Source organism: Catellatospora bangladeshensis (assembly GCF_016862575.1).
In the GTDB taxonomy this organism is placed as follows: Bacteria; Actinomycetota; Actinomycetes; order Mycobacteriales; family Micromonosporaceae; genus Catellatospora; species Catellatospora bangladeshensis.
The window spans coordinates 39,107-55,373 of the sequence record NZ_BONF01000004.1; the positions used below are offsets into that span (position 1 = coordinate 39,107).

5 protein-coding genes and 1 pseudogene are annotated in these 16,267 nt (G+C 70.8%); 4 read left to right on the forward strand and 2 right to left on the reverse strand.

Translation table 11 applies throughout. The features are described from left to right. Window positions 1–165: 165 nt before the first annotated feature. A pseudogene (locus tag Cba03nite_RS02005) lies at window positions 166–1,161 on the forward strand (MinD/ParA family ATP-binding protein); the annotation flags it as partial. Between the two features lie 90 nt (window positions 1,162–1,251). Continuing rightward, window positions 1,252–4,794, forward strand: coding sequence for a DNA polymerase III subunit alpha (dnaE, locus tag Cba03nite_RS02010; protein WP_203741027.1), 3,543 nt, complete (start codon window positions 1,252–1,254; stop codon window positions 4,792–4,794). A gap of 109 nt (window positions 4,795–4,903) precedes the next feature. Here the strand turns inward: dnaE and Cba03nite_RS02015 are convergent, their stop codons facing one another. Together Cba03nite_RS02015 and Cba03nite_RS02020 are read right to left on the reverse strand one after the other, a co-directional pair. Continuing rightward, window positions 4,904–5,290, reverse strand: a complete 387-nt coding sequence (locus tag Cba03nite_RS02015) for a hypothetical protein (protein WP_203741029.1) — start codon at window positions 5,288–5,290, stop codon at window positions 4,904–4,906. Then, window positions 5,280–5,711: a YbaB/EbfC family nucleoid-associated protein gene (locus tag Cba03nite_RS02020; protein ID WP_203741031.1), complete on the reverse strand. Its 432-nt coding sequence runs from the start codon at window positions 5,709–5,711 to the stop codon at window positions 5,280–5,282. Before Cba03nite_RS02020 ends, Cba03nite_RS02015 begins: the two co-directional genes overlap by 11 nt. Window positions 5,712–5,908: 197 nt before the next feature. Here Cba03nite_RS02020 and Cba03nite_RS02025 point away from each other — a divergent pair, with 197 nt between their 5' ends. Both Cba03nite_RS02025 and Cba03nite_RS02030 read left to right on the forward strand, forming a co-directional pair. After that, window positions 5,909–15,712, forward strand: a complete 9,804-nt coding sequence (locus Cba03nite_RS02025; RefSeq protein ID WP_444542256.1) for a toxin glutamine deamidase domain-containing protein — start codon at window positions 5,909–5,911, stop codon at window positions 15,710–15,712. Further along, window positions 15,709–16,263 carry a hypothetical protein gene (locus tag Cba03nite_RS02030; RefSeq protein ID WP_203741035.1) on the forward strand — a complete coding sequence of 185 codons (555 nt, stop codon included), beginning with the start codon at window positions 15,709–15,711 and terminating at the stop codon, window positions 16,261–16,263. The genes Cba03nite_RS02025 and Cba03nite_RS02030 overlap by 4 nt, the downstream gene beginning before the upstream one ends. Window positions 16,264–16,267: the final 4 nt, after the last annotated feature.

A 16,267-nucleotide genomic window follows, 5' to 3' on the forward strand; every position in this document is an offset into this window, starting at 1 on the left:
GGTCTGGAGGAGCGGGTGCCCGAGCACATAGGGTGGTCAAGCCGGTGTCGAGGTGCGTAGCCTGGCACGGCGTTTGATCATCGGATACTCAGGCAGGGGCGGGGAGGGCGGCACACCGTGGAGCGCAACGGCCACCGTGGGGACGACTCCACCGGGTGGGGCCGGCCCGGCGAGCTGACGCCCGCCGAGCAGACCTCCCGCTGGCGGTTGCTGCTCGACCGGGCCCGCGCCGCCCCGCCGCGTGACGAGCCCCGGCCCTACCCGCCCGGCCCGGCCACGGCCACCTCCACCGGCCCGGTGTACGACGCCCCGCCCACCGAGCGGCTGGAGTGGCGGCCCGCCGCCCGCCCCGACGACGTCGAGCGCGCCGTCTCGGTGCTGCGCCGGGAGCTGGGCAAGCCGCGGGTGCTGGCCTTCGCCAACCCCAAGGGCGGGGTGCACAAGACCACCGCCACCGTGCTCGCCGCCGCCACCATCGGCAGCGTGCGCGGCCGGGGCGTGCTGGCCTGGGACGACAACGAGCTGCGGGGCACGCTGGGCCTGCGCGCCGGCAGCGCCCGGCACGCCCGGACCATCCGGCACCTGCTCGCCGACCTGATCGAGATCGAGAACACGGCGGGGCCCGAGCTGAAGGACCGGCTCGACGACTACCTGCGCCACGCCTCCGACGGGTCGTACGACGTGCTCGCCGGCGAGGAGAACCCGCGCTTCGCCCAGCGCCTCGACCAGCACACCGTGCGCCGGGTGCTGGACCTGCTGCTGCGTACGCACGAGGTGGTCTGCGTGGACACCGGCAACAACGTGGAGAGCGCGAACTGGCAGACGGTGATCCGCGCCGCCGACCAGCTCGTGATCACCACGGTGCCGCGCGAGGACGCCGCGTTCACCGCCGACTGGATGATCGACCTGCTGCACGAGATCGGTCTCGGCGAGCTGGCGAACAACGCGGTGACGCTGCTGTCCTGCGCCACCCCGGGTCACCAGCCGCTGCTGGAGGACTTCCGCAGGCACTTCGCCACCCGGACCCGCGCGGTGGTCGTGGTGCCCTTCGACCCGGCCCTGGAGACCGGCTCCTCGATCGAGCACGGCGCGCTGCAGCCGGCCACGAAACGGGCGTGGCTCAACGCGGCGGCGGCGATGGTGGAGCCGTTCGCCCGGTGACCCCGGGCACCCGGGGAGCGGCGGGTGGAACGCGTCGGAGCGCCCGACTAGGCTGAGCGGTACCGTCGACAAGCTGGGGGTGGGTGCGCCGTGGGCGACTCTTTCGTGCATCTTCACGTGCACACTGAGTATTCGATGCTCGACGGCGCGGCCCGGCTCAAGGAGCTGTTCAAGGAGGCCGATCGCCTCCAGATGCCCGCCCTGGCGATGACCGACCACGGCAACATGTTCGGCGCCTACGACTTCTACAAGCAGGCCACGGCCGCGGGCATCAAGCCGATCATCGGTGTCGAGAGCTACGTGACCCCCAACACGCCCCGGCAGGAGCGCACCCGGGTGCGCTGGGCCGACGGCGGCGAGAACGACGTCTCCGGCGGCGGCGCGTACACCCACATGACGATGCTGGCGGCCGACGCCGAGGGGCTGCGCAACCTGTTCCGGATGCAGTCGCAGGCCAGCCTCGACGGCTTCTTCTACAAGCCGCGCGCCGACCGCGAGCTGCTGCACAAGTACGGCAAGGGTGTCATCGCGACGACCGGGTGCCCGTCCGGCGAGATCCAGACCTGGCTGCGCATCGGCGACTTCGACAAGGCCGTGGCGGCGGCGGGCGAGTTCCAGGACATCTTCGGCAAGGAGAACTTCTACCTGGAGCTGATGGACCACGGCATCAGCATCGAGAAGGCCGCCCGCGAGGGGCTGGACCGGCTGCGCAAGCACATGAACCTCAAGCCGGTGGTCACCAACGACCTGCACTACACGTACGCGCACGACGCCGATGCGCACGAGGTGCTGCTGTGCGTGCAGTCCGGCTCGACCATGGCCGACCCTAAGCGGTTCAAGTTCGACGCCCGCGACTTCTACCTGAAGTCCGCCGAGGAGATGCGCCGCCAGTGGGACGAGCTGGTCCCCGGCGCCTGCGACAACACCCTGGAGATCGCCGAGCGGATCGGCGACTACAAGAGCGTGTTCGCGCACCGCAACCTGATGCCGTCGTTCCCGGTGCCGGAGGGCTACACCGAGGAGTCGTGGCTGCGCGCCGAGGTGCACCGCGGCCTGCGCGAGCGCTTCCCCAACGGGGTGCCCGAGGACCGGCTGCGCCAGGCCGACTACGAGCTCGACGTCATCTGCAAGATGGGCTTCCCGGGCTACTTCCTGGTCACCGCCGACCTGTGCGCGTACGCGCGGCAGGAGGGCATCCGGGTGGGTCCGGGCCGTGGCTCGGCGGCCGGTGCGCTGATCGCGTACGCGCTGCGCATCACCGAGCTGGACCCGATGTCGCACGGCCTGCTGTTCGAGCGCTTCCTCAACCCCGACCGCGTCTCCATGCCCGATATCGACATGGACTTCGACGAGCGCCGGCGCGGTGACATGATCCGCTACGCGACCCAGCGCTGGGGCGAGGAGCGGGTCGCGCAGATCATCACGTACGGCACCATCAAGGCCAAGGCCGCGATCAAGGACGCGGCCCGGGTGCTGGGTTACCCGTTCGCGGTCGGCGACAAGATCACCAAGGCGATGCCCCCCGCGGTGATGGGCAAGGACATCCCGCTCACCGGCATCTTCGACCCCAACCACCCGCGCTACCCCGAGGCGGTCGAGTTCCGGTCGCTGTACGAGTCCGACCCGGACGCCAAGAAGGTCGTCGACACCGCCAAGGGCATCGAGGGCCTCAAGCGCCAGTGGGGCGTGCACGCGGCCGGCGTGATCCTTTCCGGCGAGCCGCTGATGGACGTGCTGCCGATCCAGAAGCGCGAGCAGGACGGCGCCATCATCACCCAGTGGGACATGGGCGCCTGCGAGTCCATCGGCCTGCTCAAGATGGACTTCCTCGGCCTGCGCAACCTCACCGTCATGGACGACTGCCTCGAAGGCATCAAGTCCAACCGGGGCATCGACCTGGTCCTGGAGGACCTGCCGCTGGAGGACAAGCCGACCTACGAGCTGCTGGCCCGCGGCGACACCCTGGGCGTGTTCCAGCTCGACGGCGGCCCGATGCGCTCGCTGCTGCGCTCCATGATCCCGGACGGGTTCGAGGACATCTCCGCGGTGCTGGCGCTCTACCGCCCCGGTCCGATGGGCGCCAACGCGCACAACGACTACGCCGACCGCAAGAACGGCCGCAAGCCGGTGGTGCCGATCCACCCGGAGCTGGCCGAGCCGCTGTCGGAGATCCTGGGCGACACGTACGGCCTGATCGTGTACCAGGAGCAGGTCATGGCGATCGCGCAGAAGCTGGCGGGCTACACGCTCGGCCAGGCCGACCTGCTGCGCCGCGCCATGGGCAAGAAGAAGAAGGAGATCCTCGACAAGGAGTACGTGCCCTTCTCCGGCGGCATGAAGGAGAACGGCTACTCCGACGAGGCGATCAAGACGCTGTGGGACATCCTGGTCCCGTTCTCCGACTACGCCTTCAACAAGGCGCACACCGCCGGCTACGGCCTGGTCTCCTTCTGGACGGCGTACCTCAAGGCCAACTACCCGGCCGAGTACATGGCCGCGCTGCTCACCTCCGTCGGCGACGACAAGGACAAGTCCGCGGTCTACCTGGCCGAGTGCCGCCGGATGGGCATCAAGGTGCTGCCGCCGGACGTCAACGCGTCCACCGCCCGCTTCACCCCGGTCGGCGACGACATCCGCTTCGGGCTGGCCGCCGTGCGCAACGTCGGCGTCAACGTCGTCGAGGCGATCGTGCGGGGCCGCAAGGAGCAGGGCAACTTCACCGACTTCTACGACTTCCTGCGCAAGGTCGACGCGGTGGCCTGCAACAAGCGCACCATCGAATCGCTGATCAAGGCGGGCGCCTTCGACTCGATGGACCACCCGCGCAAGGGCCTGCTCTCGGTGCACGCCGACGCCATCGACTCGTTCATGAGCGTCAAGAAGAACGAGGCCATCGGCCAGTTCGACCTGTTCGGGTCGGCGTTCGGCGGCGGCGAGGAGGCCGCGGCGGGCGGTGGCATGATCGTCACTCCGCCCATCCCGGCCGGCGAGTGGGACAAGACCGACCTGCTCGTCTTCGAACGCGAGATGCTGGGTCTCTACGTCTCCGACCACCCGCTGTTCGGCCTGCAGCACGTGCTCAGCAAGGCGGCGGACATGTCCGTCGCGGCGCTGGCCGAGGAGGGCTCGGTCGCCGACGGCGCGATCGTCACGCTGGCCGGCATCCTGTCCGGAGTGCAGCGGCGCATCACCAAGCAGGGCAAGGCGTGGGCCTCGGCGACGCTGGAGGACCTGGACGGCGCGGTCGAGGTGCTGTTCTTCCCGAACACGTACGACCTGGTGGGGCAGTACATCGCCGAGGACGCCATCGTCGTGGTCAAGGGACGGGTGGACCGGCGCGACGACCAGGCCCGGATGATGGCGATGGACATGTCCATCCCGGACACCACGATCACTGACGACGGTGCCCGGCCGGTGGTGCTCGCGCTGCCTGCCAACCGGGTCACCCCGCCGCTGGCCGAGCGCCTGCGCGAGGTGCTGGCCACCCACCCCGGCAAGGCCGAGGTGCACGTGCGCATCGTCAACGGCCAGAAGACCACGACGTACCGGCTGGGCCCGATGCGGGTGGCCCCGGTCCCGGCGCTGATGGCCGACCTCAAGGCGCTGCTCGGACCCGGCGCGCTGGCGGTCTGAGCCCCGCGGCCGACGAGCCATGATCGCGGTCTCGTGTCAGAAAGTGGAGCTGGACCCCACTTTCTGACACGGACTCGTGATCACCGCCGTCAGGCGGGGGACCCCGGCGTCAGATCGGGATGTTGGGGTGGTGGTTGCCGGCCTGCTGGGCGCGCTGGCTGGCGGCGACGTCGGCGGAGGTGGTGTTGTCGGCGGCGCCGCCGATGTTGGTGCCCATCGTCTGCAGCGCGGTGCCGACCTGCTGCCACAGCGTCAGGATGGTCGGCGCGATCTTGCTGTAGCCCTCGTCCAGCGCCTTGCCCACGTCGTCGGTGCCCCACGGCCGCGACTGCCCTGCCGAATCGATGCTCGCCCCGATGCCCGAACGCAGCGAGGACACGTCCTGGCCCGCCGCGAACATGCGGCGGCCCGCGTCGCGCGCCTGGTCCAGGTCCATGTGGGTGCCGTCGCCCGACGGCCAGCTCATGTGCCGGATCGGGATCTCGTCACCGCTCATCGCGCGTCTCCGGCCGGTAGTCCATGATGTCGTCATGCCGCTTGAGCAGGTCGTTCATGTCGTTGGTGCGCAGGAACGACATCGCGCCGGAGTCGGCCGGCATGACCTCGGCCATGATCGCGCTGACGCCCGCACCCGCGGCCTCGCTGGCTTTGGCGGCCACCCGGGTGATCTCCTCGGCCAGTCCCGTGGCGCTGTACGAGCGCAGCGCGGCGGGCTCCAGATCCACCTTCACCAGCCGGCCGCGCGCGTCGACCTGCACCTTGATGAGACCGTCGCGCGACTTCTCGGTGGCGCGGTAGGCGTGCAGCTTCGCCTGCATCTCGCCCATGCCGGAGCGCAGCTTGTTGTACTGGTCGTGCACCTGCGCGAAGCGTTCCCGCAGCGCCCAGTTGGCGTCGCGATCGGAGCGTTGGGCCATGAGGGGCTGCCCTTTCGTCGTGCTGCCAGTGCCTGACCGACTGTAGCCCGGCTCGGCACGTTGTGCCGCAACCGGGTTGGCGCACTCTTGTCCGGATCGAGTAACTTACCCACAGCGTTCGCGCGCCGATCGACGCGGGCCCGCCGGGGAGCGGGAAGCGTGGCACGGGAACCGAACTCTGGGGAGGGTGCGGGGAGATGTCGTGGTTGCCGTCGCCTATTCCGCATCCACTGTCCTATTTCGACGCTCCAGGGTGGATGAAGGAATGTCTCGACTGGGTCATCGGCATGGACTGGCCCGAGGGGGACGAACAGGCCACCTGGGACCTCGCTGACGACTGGTACTCGGTCGCCGCCGACCTCGCCGACCCGCTGGTGGAGTCCGAGCGGGCCGCGCTGGACGCGGTCGCCGCGTTCGGCGGCGTCGAGGGCAAGGTCGCCGCGGCCATCAAGGAGGCCTGGGAGCAGATCGGCTCCGGCTCCGAGAAGTCCGCGCTGCAGGCCGCGGCCCACGTCGCAGGCGCGCTCGGCGAGATGCTCGAAGGCGGCGGCTGCGACATCCAGGGCGCCAAGCTGGAGTACTACATCGAGCTGGGCCTGCTGCTGATCGAGCTGATCGCGCTGGCCGTCGCCGCGTTCTTCACCTTCGGCGCGTCCACCGCCGCGGCCGGCCCGGTCTGCATGGCGACCCGCTTCGCCATCAAGGAGATCCTCAAGCGGCTGATCAAGTCGCTGATCGAGCGCGGCATCAAGCGCGCCATCAAGGACAAGATCAAGGATCTCGGCAAGGACTTCACCAAGAAGCTCGGCAAGTGGGCGATCAAGGCGGGCAAGGAGGGCCTGGACGAGGCCAAGGAGGAGCTGCTCACCCAGGGCGCCATCCAGAGCTATCAGGTCGCCGAGGGCAGACGTGACGGCCTGGACGCCGGTGACCTCCTCATGTCCGGCTGGGCCGGCTTCGCGGGCGGTGCGGCCAGCACGCTGGCGGGCGGCCACAACGGCTCCTTCGTCAGCAAGGTCTCCCACGGGGTACGCGGCGAGGTGCTCGGCGACATCGGCGGCTCGCTGGCCACCGGCCAGATGCCCGACCTGGGCAACCTCGGCATGGCCGCGACCTCGGGCGCGCGGTCCAGCGTCACGAGCCACTTCACCGGCGAGCTCAACAACATGACCTCGGACCTGGTCGGCAACATGGCCGGGGCCAACCTCGACTCGAACACCAGCGCGCCGATCGTCGCCGCGGCCGCGACCACCTCGACCGGCGCCCAGCCGGACGTGCAGCCCCGGCAGGTCACCGACGACTCCGCGAACTGGCCCAGCGCCCCCGGCACCGGCGGCAACTCCGGCAACACGGGCTCGGGCGGCCACAGCCCCACCGGTGGCCTGGCCGGGATCGCCCCGGCCGAAGCGCCCCCGGCTCCGGCTCCGGCGGCGCCCGCCGCCCCGGCCGCACCGAGCGTGCCCACGCAGAACACGGTCGTCGCACCGGTCGCCGCCGCACCCGCCGCGCAGGCCATGGCCGCCCCGGCTGCTCCGGCCGCGGCCGCACCGTCGTCCACGCTGGCCGGGGCGCCACCCGCCACCACGTCCGCTCCGACCCCGTCCACCACCGGCACCTCCGGCGGTGGCCTGGCCGGCACCTCGACGAGCACCTCCGGCGGCAGCTCGACCGGCGGCGCGCCGTCGTCCGCTGGAGCGTCGACCAGCAGCGCACCGTCGTCCACGAGCACCTCGGCCACGTCCGGCACCACCGGTGGCGGTTCAACGGCCACGTCCGGCAGCGGCGCCCAGAGCTCCGGTGCGAGCGGGTCCTCCTCGTCCGGCACGAACCCGGCTACCGGCGCGCGCCCCACGGGCGGCGTGTCGGCCTCGGTGCCGTCGGTCCAGGCGAACCTGACCGCGCAGGCGGGCGGCACCACCACCAGCCCGTCGGTGCAGGCGGGCACCGGCGTCCAGACCGGCCCGAACACGCAGACCGGCCCCAACGTGCAGGCCACCGCGAACCCGTCGGTGCAGACCGGCTCCACGAACCCGGCACCGTCGAGCAACCCGGCGACCTCGCCGAACCCGGCGACCCAGGTCAGCGCCACGACGTCGGCCAACCCGACGGCGCAGACCACCGCCGGGGTGCAGGCGAATCCGGCGACCACCAACCCGGCGACCACGAACCCGGCCACGCAGACCAACCCCACGACACAGGCGAACCCCGCGACGCAGACCAACCCCGCGACGCAGGGCAACCCCGCGACGCAGACCAACCCGGCGACGCAGACGAATCCGGCCGCGCAGGCGAACCCCGCCACGCAGGCGAACCCCGCCACGCAGGCGAACCCCGCCACGCAGCAGAACCCGACCCCGCACGCGACGACCGGCCAGCAGAATCCGGCCAGCACCCAGCAGAACCCGACCACGCAGGCACCGACCGCGCAGAACCCGGCGACGCAGCAGCCCACCGCCGACCAGCCGAGCCGTCAGCAGACGGACGCCGCCACGGCGGCGGCGGTCGGCGTGGTGCCCGCGACCGACCCGAACCGGTCCGGCGCCGACACCACGCCCCGTCCCGCCGGGGACGGCCGGCGCGACGGCGAGCGGTCCCGGGCCGAGGCACGGCGCTGGAGCGACGCGTACCACGGCGGTCTGCGCGCGCAGCGGCGCGCGATCCTGGCGTCGATGGGCCGGCCGGGCGCGCTGGCCGCGGCCGCCTGGGACGCCCTCAACCGGCACGACGGGGCCGACTTCACCCGGGGCGGGGTCACCACCGACGACGTGTCCGCGCTGACCGGCACGGACCAGCCGCCGTCGGTGGACGCGACCCGCCGCTACGACCAGCCCGGCGGTTACCGCCCGGTGCTCACCCAGCACCAGCTCGACCTGGAGAACGCGGTCCCGCGCGACGCGGACGGCCGCCCGCTGCAGTTCCCGCCGCTGCGCTCGGGCTGGCTGCGCTACGCCAACGACGGCGGCCCGAACGCCGACCCGACCCGTGCCGTGAACTGCGTGGACGTGCTGCTCTCGGTGGCCGACACGTGGCTGCACGGGCGGCCCCGCTGCGCGGCGGCGCGCACCTTCGACGGCTTCGCGTCCGGCAACCCGGACCAGCCGTCCGGCCCGGAGCCGCGCGGCCCGCACCGCATCGAGGACTTCTTCAACGGCCGCCTGCAGCAGCTGTGCCCCGACACCCGGGGCCTGGACCAGGCCGGCGCCCGGCAGACCGTGGACGCGGCGTACTCGCGCCTGGCCGACCAGCTGCGCCAGGCGGGTCCGGGCGCGATGGCGGTGGTCATCCACCACTCCAGCGACGGCACCGCGCACACCTGGCCGGTCTTCAACGACGGCGGCGTCATCATGTACGCCGACCCGCAGTCCCCGCCCGGCACGCCCAGCACCACGCCGCCGTTCACCGACGGCATCATCCAGATGGACGCGATGGTGATCGGGCCCGACGGCGAGCAGTCGCTGATCGACGGTGCGCCCACCGGAGCCTGGTCGCAGTACCAGGGCCAGCCCGACCCGGCCGCCGCGCCCGCCGGAATGCCTGGACGGCCGCCGCTCGACGCGGACATGCAGCGGCCGCTCACCGACGCCGAGCTGGACGAGCTGGGCGTCGGCCAGGCCACGCTCACCGACCTCGGCTACCCGGATCCGTCGGTGCTCGACGACGCCGACCGGGCCCGGCTGGAGGCGATGCTGCCGCAGACCGCGCTGGTCTCGCCGCAGGACATCCGGTTCACCCAGCGTTCGGTCAGCCCGAACAGCGGCGACATGTCCATGCAGGAGTTCGCCGACCGGATGGCCGAGACCGGCTGGCGCGGCGGGCCCGCGCACGTCGTCGCCTGGGGTGACGGCTCGATGTCCAGCATGGACAACCGCCGGATGCGCGCCGCCCGGCTGGCGGGCCTGCCCACGGTGCCGGTCTGCGTGCACCGCCCGGACGATCCGCTGACCAGCCTGCCCGAGGGCGAGGACCCGGACCGGACGAAGTACCGCCGGCCGCTCGCGGTCGACATCCGCATGGTCGACGGCCGCCTGGTCGTCGGCGGTGACCAGGGCACCATCGTGCACGCGGCGGGCACGGAGCCGACCACGTTCGGCGAGGCGGCCCTGTTCCGCGCCGCCGAGCAGCGCAGCCTGCTGCCCGGCCGCCTGTACGGCGCCGAGACGACCCCGGTGACGATCGGCAAGCCGCCCGGCCCGGACCGTCCCACGGCGAACCTCCGCCCGGACGAGCAGACGATGCTGGCCGGGCTGCACACGTCCGCCGAGAGCCGGGCGGCGGCGGCGCTGCCGGTGCTGCGCGGCATCGCGATCGATCTCAACCGCGCGCAGGGCGTGCAGACCGACCGCGTGCTCGACGTGGAGATCGACGGCGACGAGAACAACCCGCCGTCGCAGGAGCCGGAGCCGCCGGTGCGGCTGCGCGGCACCGCGGCGATGGTGAAGTCGCCGACCTCGCTGGAGCGCAAGTACCTGACCGAGGGCCGGCGTGACGCGCCAGGTGAGTTCGCGCAGGGCGTCAACGACACGACGCGCTTCAGCCTGCAGCTACCCGGTGGGGATGCCTACCTCGGCAGTCTGCAGAGCGCGATCGGCCAGCTGGAGGCGGCTGGCTACGAACTCACCGACCTGAAGAACTTCTTCCGTCCCGGCAACCGCTTCCACGGCATGAACGCCACCTTCCGGGCCCCGGACGGCGGGCTGATGGAGGTGCAGTTCCCCACCGCCGACTCGTTCCGGGCGTGGACCCTCACGCACGACGCCTACGAGGTGCTGCGCCAGAGCAACGAGCTGGATCCGCGCAAGGTTCACGCGCTGCTGAGCATGTTCGCGGTGAACCAGGAGCTCGGGCTCAACGAGAACGTGCCTTCCGGCCTGGAGGACTTCGTCCGCGAGCGCTTCCCCGATGCGAGCCCCTCCGTCGACACCAGCTTCGCCAAGTGGGTCGCCAAGAACCCGGAAACCTGGCAGCGGTATCGCGAGTGGTTGGATGAGCAGGGCGCGTCGTTCGACGGCGTCGGCGCGGTGCTCGACGAGTTCGGCCTGACCGAGGCCGATCTGCCGCTGACGCCGGATCTCGCCGCGAGGCTGGAGGCAATTGATGATCAACTACTATCAGACCTACGTGCGCGACGAGAGGGACGGCCTGCCGAGGGGGATCTTCGTAGTCCGGTCGAACGATCCGGCGTACGCGATGTACTGGGACAAGGTCCAGAAGGCGTGGATCTTCGACCCGGTGTCGATCGAGAGGTTCCGGTTCAAGGCGGAGAACATCGACCGGTACGACCGGATCACCAGGGCCGAGGCGGAAGCCCTGATGCTGGTGAACACGGAGGGGACCGAGGCGCTCCCCGACGAGGAGACGATTCTCTGGATCTTCCAGTGGAAGGGCGAACCGCCCCAGGACGACGACTAGACCCGTCGGCCGAGGGCGAGGAGTCTCCCGAACTCGCCGCGCGTCCCGACACGGAGCCGCAGCCGCACCTCCCGGCTCAGCAAGTCGGCGGCACCGACCCCGGCACTCCCGGCGGGCCGAACCCGTCCGGCACTCCGCCGAATCCGGCAGGCCGCTTCTTCGCGCCCCCGCCGGAGCCCTCGGGGCAGCCGGCACCGAGCCGCCCGGACGGCTACGAGGACGCCATGCTCGACGACGTCTACGAGCGGGCGCTGGCGGCCTCGGATCGCGTCATGGCGGACCTGGCGGGCTTCACCGCCGCGGCCGAGCGGGCGTTGGGCCTGCCGGAGGGTTCGCTGCCGCTGCGCGACCCCGACCACCGGTTCAAGAGCCGCGAGTCCCTGGAGCGCAAGTACCTGTCCGAAGGCCGGGTAGGTGGGCCGGAGCAGTTCGCGGCCACGGTCAACGACTCGGTGCGCTTCTCGATCCAGCTGCCCGACGGGGCGGACTACAGGCCCGCGCTGGACGCGGTCATGGACCAGCTGGCAGCCGCCGGCTACCAGCTCCAAGGGAAGATCAACAACTTCTGGCGGGCCGGTAACCGGTTCTACGGAATGAACACCACGTTCCGGGCGCCGGACGGCACGCTGTTCGAGGTGCAGTTCCCGACGCAGCGGTCGTACGACATCTGGCACGCGACGCACGGTGACTACGAGATCCTGCGTGACGACGACGCCGAGCCCGAGGCGCGTATCCGGGCGATGCTGAGCATGCTGAGGCTCAACAGGCAGGCCGGTATGCTCGACGCGATCCCGCCCGGCCTGGACGACTTCGAGCCCAAGGACGCGAGCTTCGCGAAGTGGATCTCGGTACACGATGCCCTCTGGGCCACCTTCTCGCAGCAGCTCGAGGCGGAGGGGCGTACCCTCGACGATCTGATCGCCGAGTACGGCCTGACCCCCGCAGACTTCCCGGTCACCCCAAAGGTGGCGGCACGCCTGGAGGAAATGGATGTTGTTCTACACGGCGATCTACCGGCAGGACATCGAGGACTTCCCGGATCAGGAACCCGTGGGACTGATCATCCTGGGCAAGGGCTACCGGGAGCGGATGATCTGGGATCACCGGGCCCAGAGCTGGCGGTACGACCCGGAGACGGCGGGCTACATCCTGGGCAGGGAGGACTACGACTTCCGGCGCAGGCCGGTGAAGCGGGACGAGGCCGAGCGGATCGCGATGCTGATCACGAAGGGGACCGACCCGCTGCCGAGCGAGGAGGAGATCCTCGAGGCGTTCGCGGAGTCCCACCGGCGCAGAGCAGCGGGGACGCTGGACTAGACACCCCGGCGGCGCCCCCGGAGCCGATGGGCGCGTACTTCGACCCCGAGCCCACCGTCGACGGGCTCACGGCCGAAGAGTTCGCGATGCTCGACGAGGTCTACGAGCACTCGCGGCAGCGGTCGGCCGAGATCATGGCCGACATCGAGCGGGCCATGGCCGAGGTCAACGGCTCGCCCGCGCTGCGCGACGCCGCCGATCTGCACCTACTGCCCGACACCGACGACACCCGGTACAAGAGCCGCGGCTCGCTGCAGCGCAAGTACCTGCTGGAGGGCCAGGCCCACGGGCCCCGGCACTTCTCGGACACCATCAACGACGCGGTGCGCTTCTCCGTGGTCATGCCCGACGGGGCGGACTACCGGCAGGCGATGGACGCGCTGGTGGCGGAGATGCGCGAGCTCGGCTACGAGCTGGACGGCCCGCCGAAGGACTTCTGGCGGCCGGGCAACCGGTTCTACGGCACCAACGCGACGTTCCGCGCGGACGACGGCACCCTGTTCGAGGTGCAGTTCCCGACGCAGCTGTCGTTCGAGCTGTGGCAGCAGACGCACCACGACTACGAGGTGCTGCGCGACGACAGCCAGCCCGCCGAGCAGCGCGTCCGCGCCCTGCTGTCGATGATCGAGGCCAACCGCCGCGCCGGTATCATGGACGCGATCCCGGACGGCATGGGCGGCGACGCGGCCAAGGACAACGGCCTGGCCAAGTTCCTCTCCGAGCAGCCGGAGGTCATGGCCGAACTGCGCCGGCAGCTGGCGCAGGAGGGGCGTACGCCCGCGGGCCTGATCGCCGAGTTCGACCTCACCCCGGACGACTTCGCGGTCACCCCCAAGGTGGCCCCCAACCTGAGGGAAGAGGATGCTGAGCTACTTCGCGCTCTACGTGAAGGACGTGGAGTACCACCCGGACCAGGAACCGACGGGCCTGATCGTGAAGGGACCCGGCAGCCGGGAGTCGCTGATGTACGACCACCGAGCGGGGGGCTGGCGGTACCGCCCGGACGCGGTGTCGCAGATCATGAACAGCCAGAGCTGGGACGACCGGCGCCGTCGGATCGACCGGGCGCGGGCCGAGCAGATCTCGATGCTGATCTCGCAGGGGACGCACCCGCTGCCCAGCGAAGCGGAGATCGAGGCGATCTTCGCGGAGTCGCACCGGCGCCGCGAGCAGGGGACGCTGCCCTAACCGGCGACACCGACCCGGCCGGTCCCGCCGACCCGCAGGGCACCCTGCCGGAGCCCGGCAGCACCCCGATGCAGCCCGTGCCGCCGTCGGACCCGCACCACCCGCAGTGGCCGTACCGGCACAACTTCATGACCCGCCGCAGCAACTTCGAGCTGCAGCGGCGCCACCAGGAGTCGCAGGCGCTGGCCGCGCAGTCGGCGCAGCACCTGTCGGAGATGCACCGCTACCGGGCCTGGGCGCAGCACTACCGCACCCAGAACCCGGACCTGGCCCAGGCGACGCTGTGCGACCAGTGGGCCGAGTACCACCGCAACTGGTCGGTGGAGCTGGGCAACCGCTCCAAGGCCGCCTACAACGGCTGGTACACGGCCAACCAGAGCACGGAGATCACCGATCCGGCGGCCTGGGCCGCGGTCAACACCGACCAGGGCCAGCCGCAGCACGACGTCCCGCCGACGGACGGGCGGCCCTACGGCCAGCGGGGCGGCCTGCGGGTGCCGCTGCGCCAGCACCAGGACGACCTGGTCGCCGCCATGCCACGCAACCCGGACGGGACGCTGCAGGCCACCCCCGACCCGCGGATCGGCCGCTGGTTCGGGCTGGCCAACGACGGCGGGCCGTCGTTCGACCCGACGCGCGGGGTCAACTGCGTCGACTGCATGATCTCCGCCTGGCGCACCTGGCGGGGACGGCCGCAGGTGGCCGCGCCGCGCACGCTCGACGCGTACGCGGGCACGGACGTCAACGCGGCCGCCAACGGCGAGACCGGCGGTATGCAGCGGGTCGCGGCGCAGGTCGGCGGGGAGTGGCAGACCGTCTTCCCGAACATGGCCAACCAGCCCGCGGCCACCCAGCAGCAGTGGTCCGACTGGGGCTTCGCGACCATCACGCAGCAGTTGCAGCAGGCCGGGCACGGGTCGGCCATGATGATCGTGACAGAGTGGCAGGGCGGCAACTCGCATGCCTGGCTCGCGGTCAACCAGGGTGGCACGATCCTGTTCCTGGACCCGCAGACCGGCGCGATCAGCGAGAACGTGACGCTGTACGGGCACGACGGCAACCCGGCCAACGGGTCGAACGTGGTCGGCATGCACGCGCTGATGCTGGACGCTAACGGCCAGGCGCAGGACATCGCCCCGCTCGCCCAGACCCCGTGGGGTCAGGCCGCCCAGCAGGCGAAGCTCGCCCAACAGCAGGCTCAGCAGCAGGCACTTGCCCAGCAACAGGCGTTGGCTCAGCAGCAGGCACTTGCCCAGCAACAGGCTCAACTCGCACAGCAGCAGCCATGGGCGCAGCAACAACCGAACCAGTCGTATCAGCCTCAACCGACACAGCAAGCCCAGCCCACTGCGGGTGAGCAGGATGCTCCCCGGCAAACGACAGGACGGGCAGCCGGAGGCGCCAGCTACCAGCCCGGCCGGGCCGCCTCAGGCGAGCAGGCCGCATCTGAGCAGCATGGGCTACCAGAGCCGGGTTCCGCACCTGGTGGTGCCTCTGCGGACGAGGGGCCGAAGCACGCCGGAGTTTCAGACGAGGACGCTCTCGAGAAGTATGCGACCGTACGGGCGTGGCCCGACGCTGCGGAGCGCATCGCAGCTCGCACCGGCCATCCGGTGGAGGTCATCGAGCGCGCGTGGCGAAACATGTTCGTCGAGCGCCACGACGTCGCCGTGGGGCCGGGCCAGACCGAGTACGACGTCTACTTCACCGCCTACGACTGCAATGTCGATCCCTGGCTCGACGCATACAGGGGGCGGCTCAGGCATCCGATCGACCAGAGGTGGTTCGCGCAGATGCTGGCGCACGAGTACGTCGAGTCGCGTCTGATGGAGGAGGGGTTCCCCTTCAACTCGGCAGACCCGAGGTGCTGGGAACCGGACCCGAACAGGCCCGGCCATTGGACCGAGAATGCCGGGGACGGCGTTTTCGCCGCACACTTTCTGGCGCCTGTGAACCATCGCGACAGACTCTGGACCCCCTACGAAAGAATGGGCCTGGAACCGCCCGACGTGGAGGTGCCACTCGATCTGGAGAATCTTGAAGCAGTGGTTGACGCGATCCTGGAGAGAGTGAGGAACCAGGGGTGAGGGTCGAGACGAATACGGCCGAGCTGGTTCAGCGGCTGAATGCGGTGGAGTGGTCCGAGCGGATTGACCGCGTCGGCTCGCGTACGCGGCTGGCACAGGAATACCTGCGCCGGTCCGCCCTGTGGGCGCGTGCGCTGGGCTGCACGAACAGGTGGCCGTATTTCGACATCGCGGCACATGTCCGGCCCCCGGCGGCTCTCGACGAGGAGTACGTCGAATCGGTGCTGGACGCCTTGGCAGACCGTGGGGCGAACTACCTCGACCGTTCGATCGCCAGATACATGCTCAACTTCACCGCGCTCCAGACCTGGCCTGAAGGATTGCCTCACCCGTTTGAGCCGCTTGTCAGGCTGTTCGAGAGGGGTGGAGGATTCGCCAGGGAGGCCGGCTCGACCAGGATCGGTGCCGTCGTCGGTATTCCAGAGGCTTCCTGGGAGCGGCACATCGACCGGAGCCCGCTGGAGGACATGAGCGACGCGGCGCTGGACCGCTTGGACGACGAGTGGGCCGAAGCACATCCAAGAAGGTCCGGCTCCACTCCCACCACATGACTGA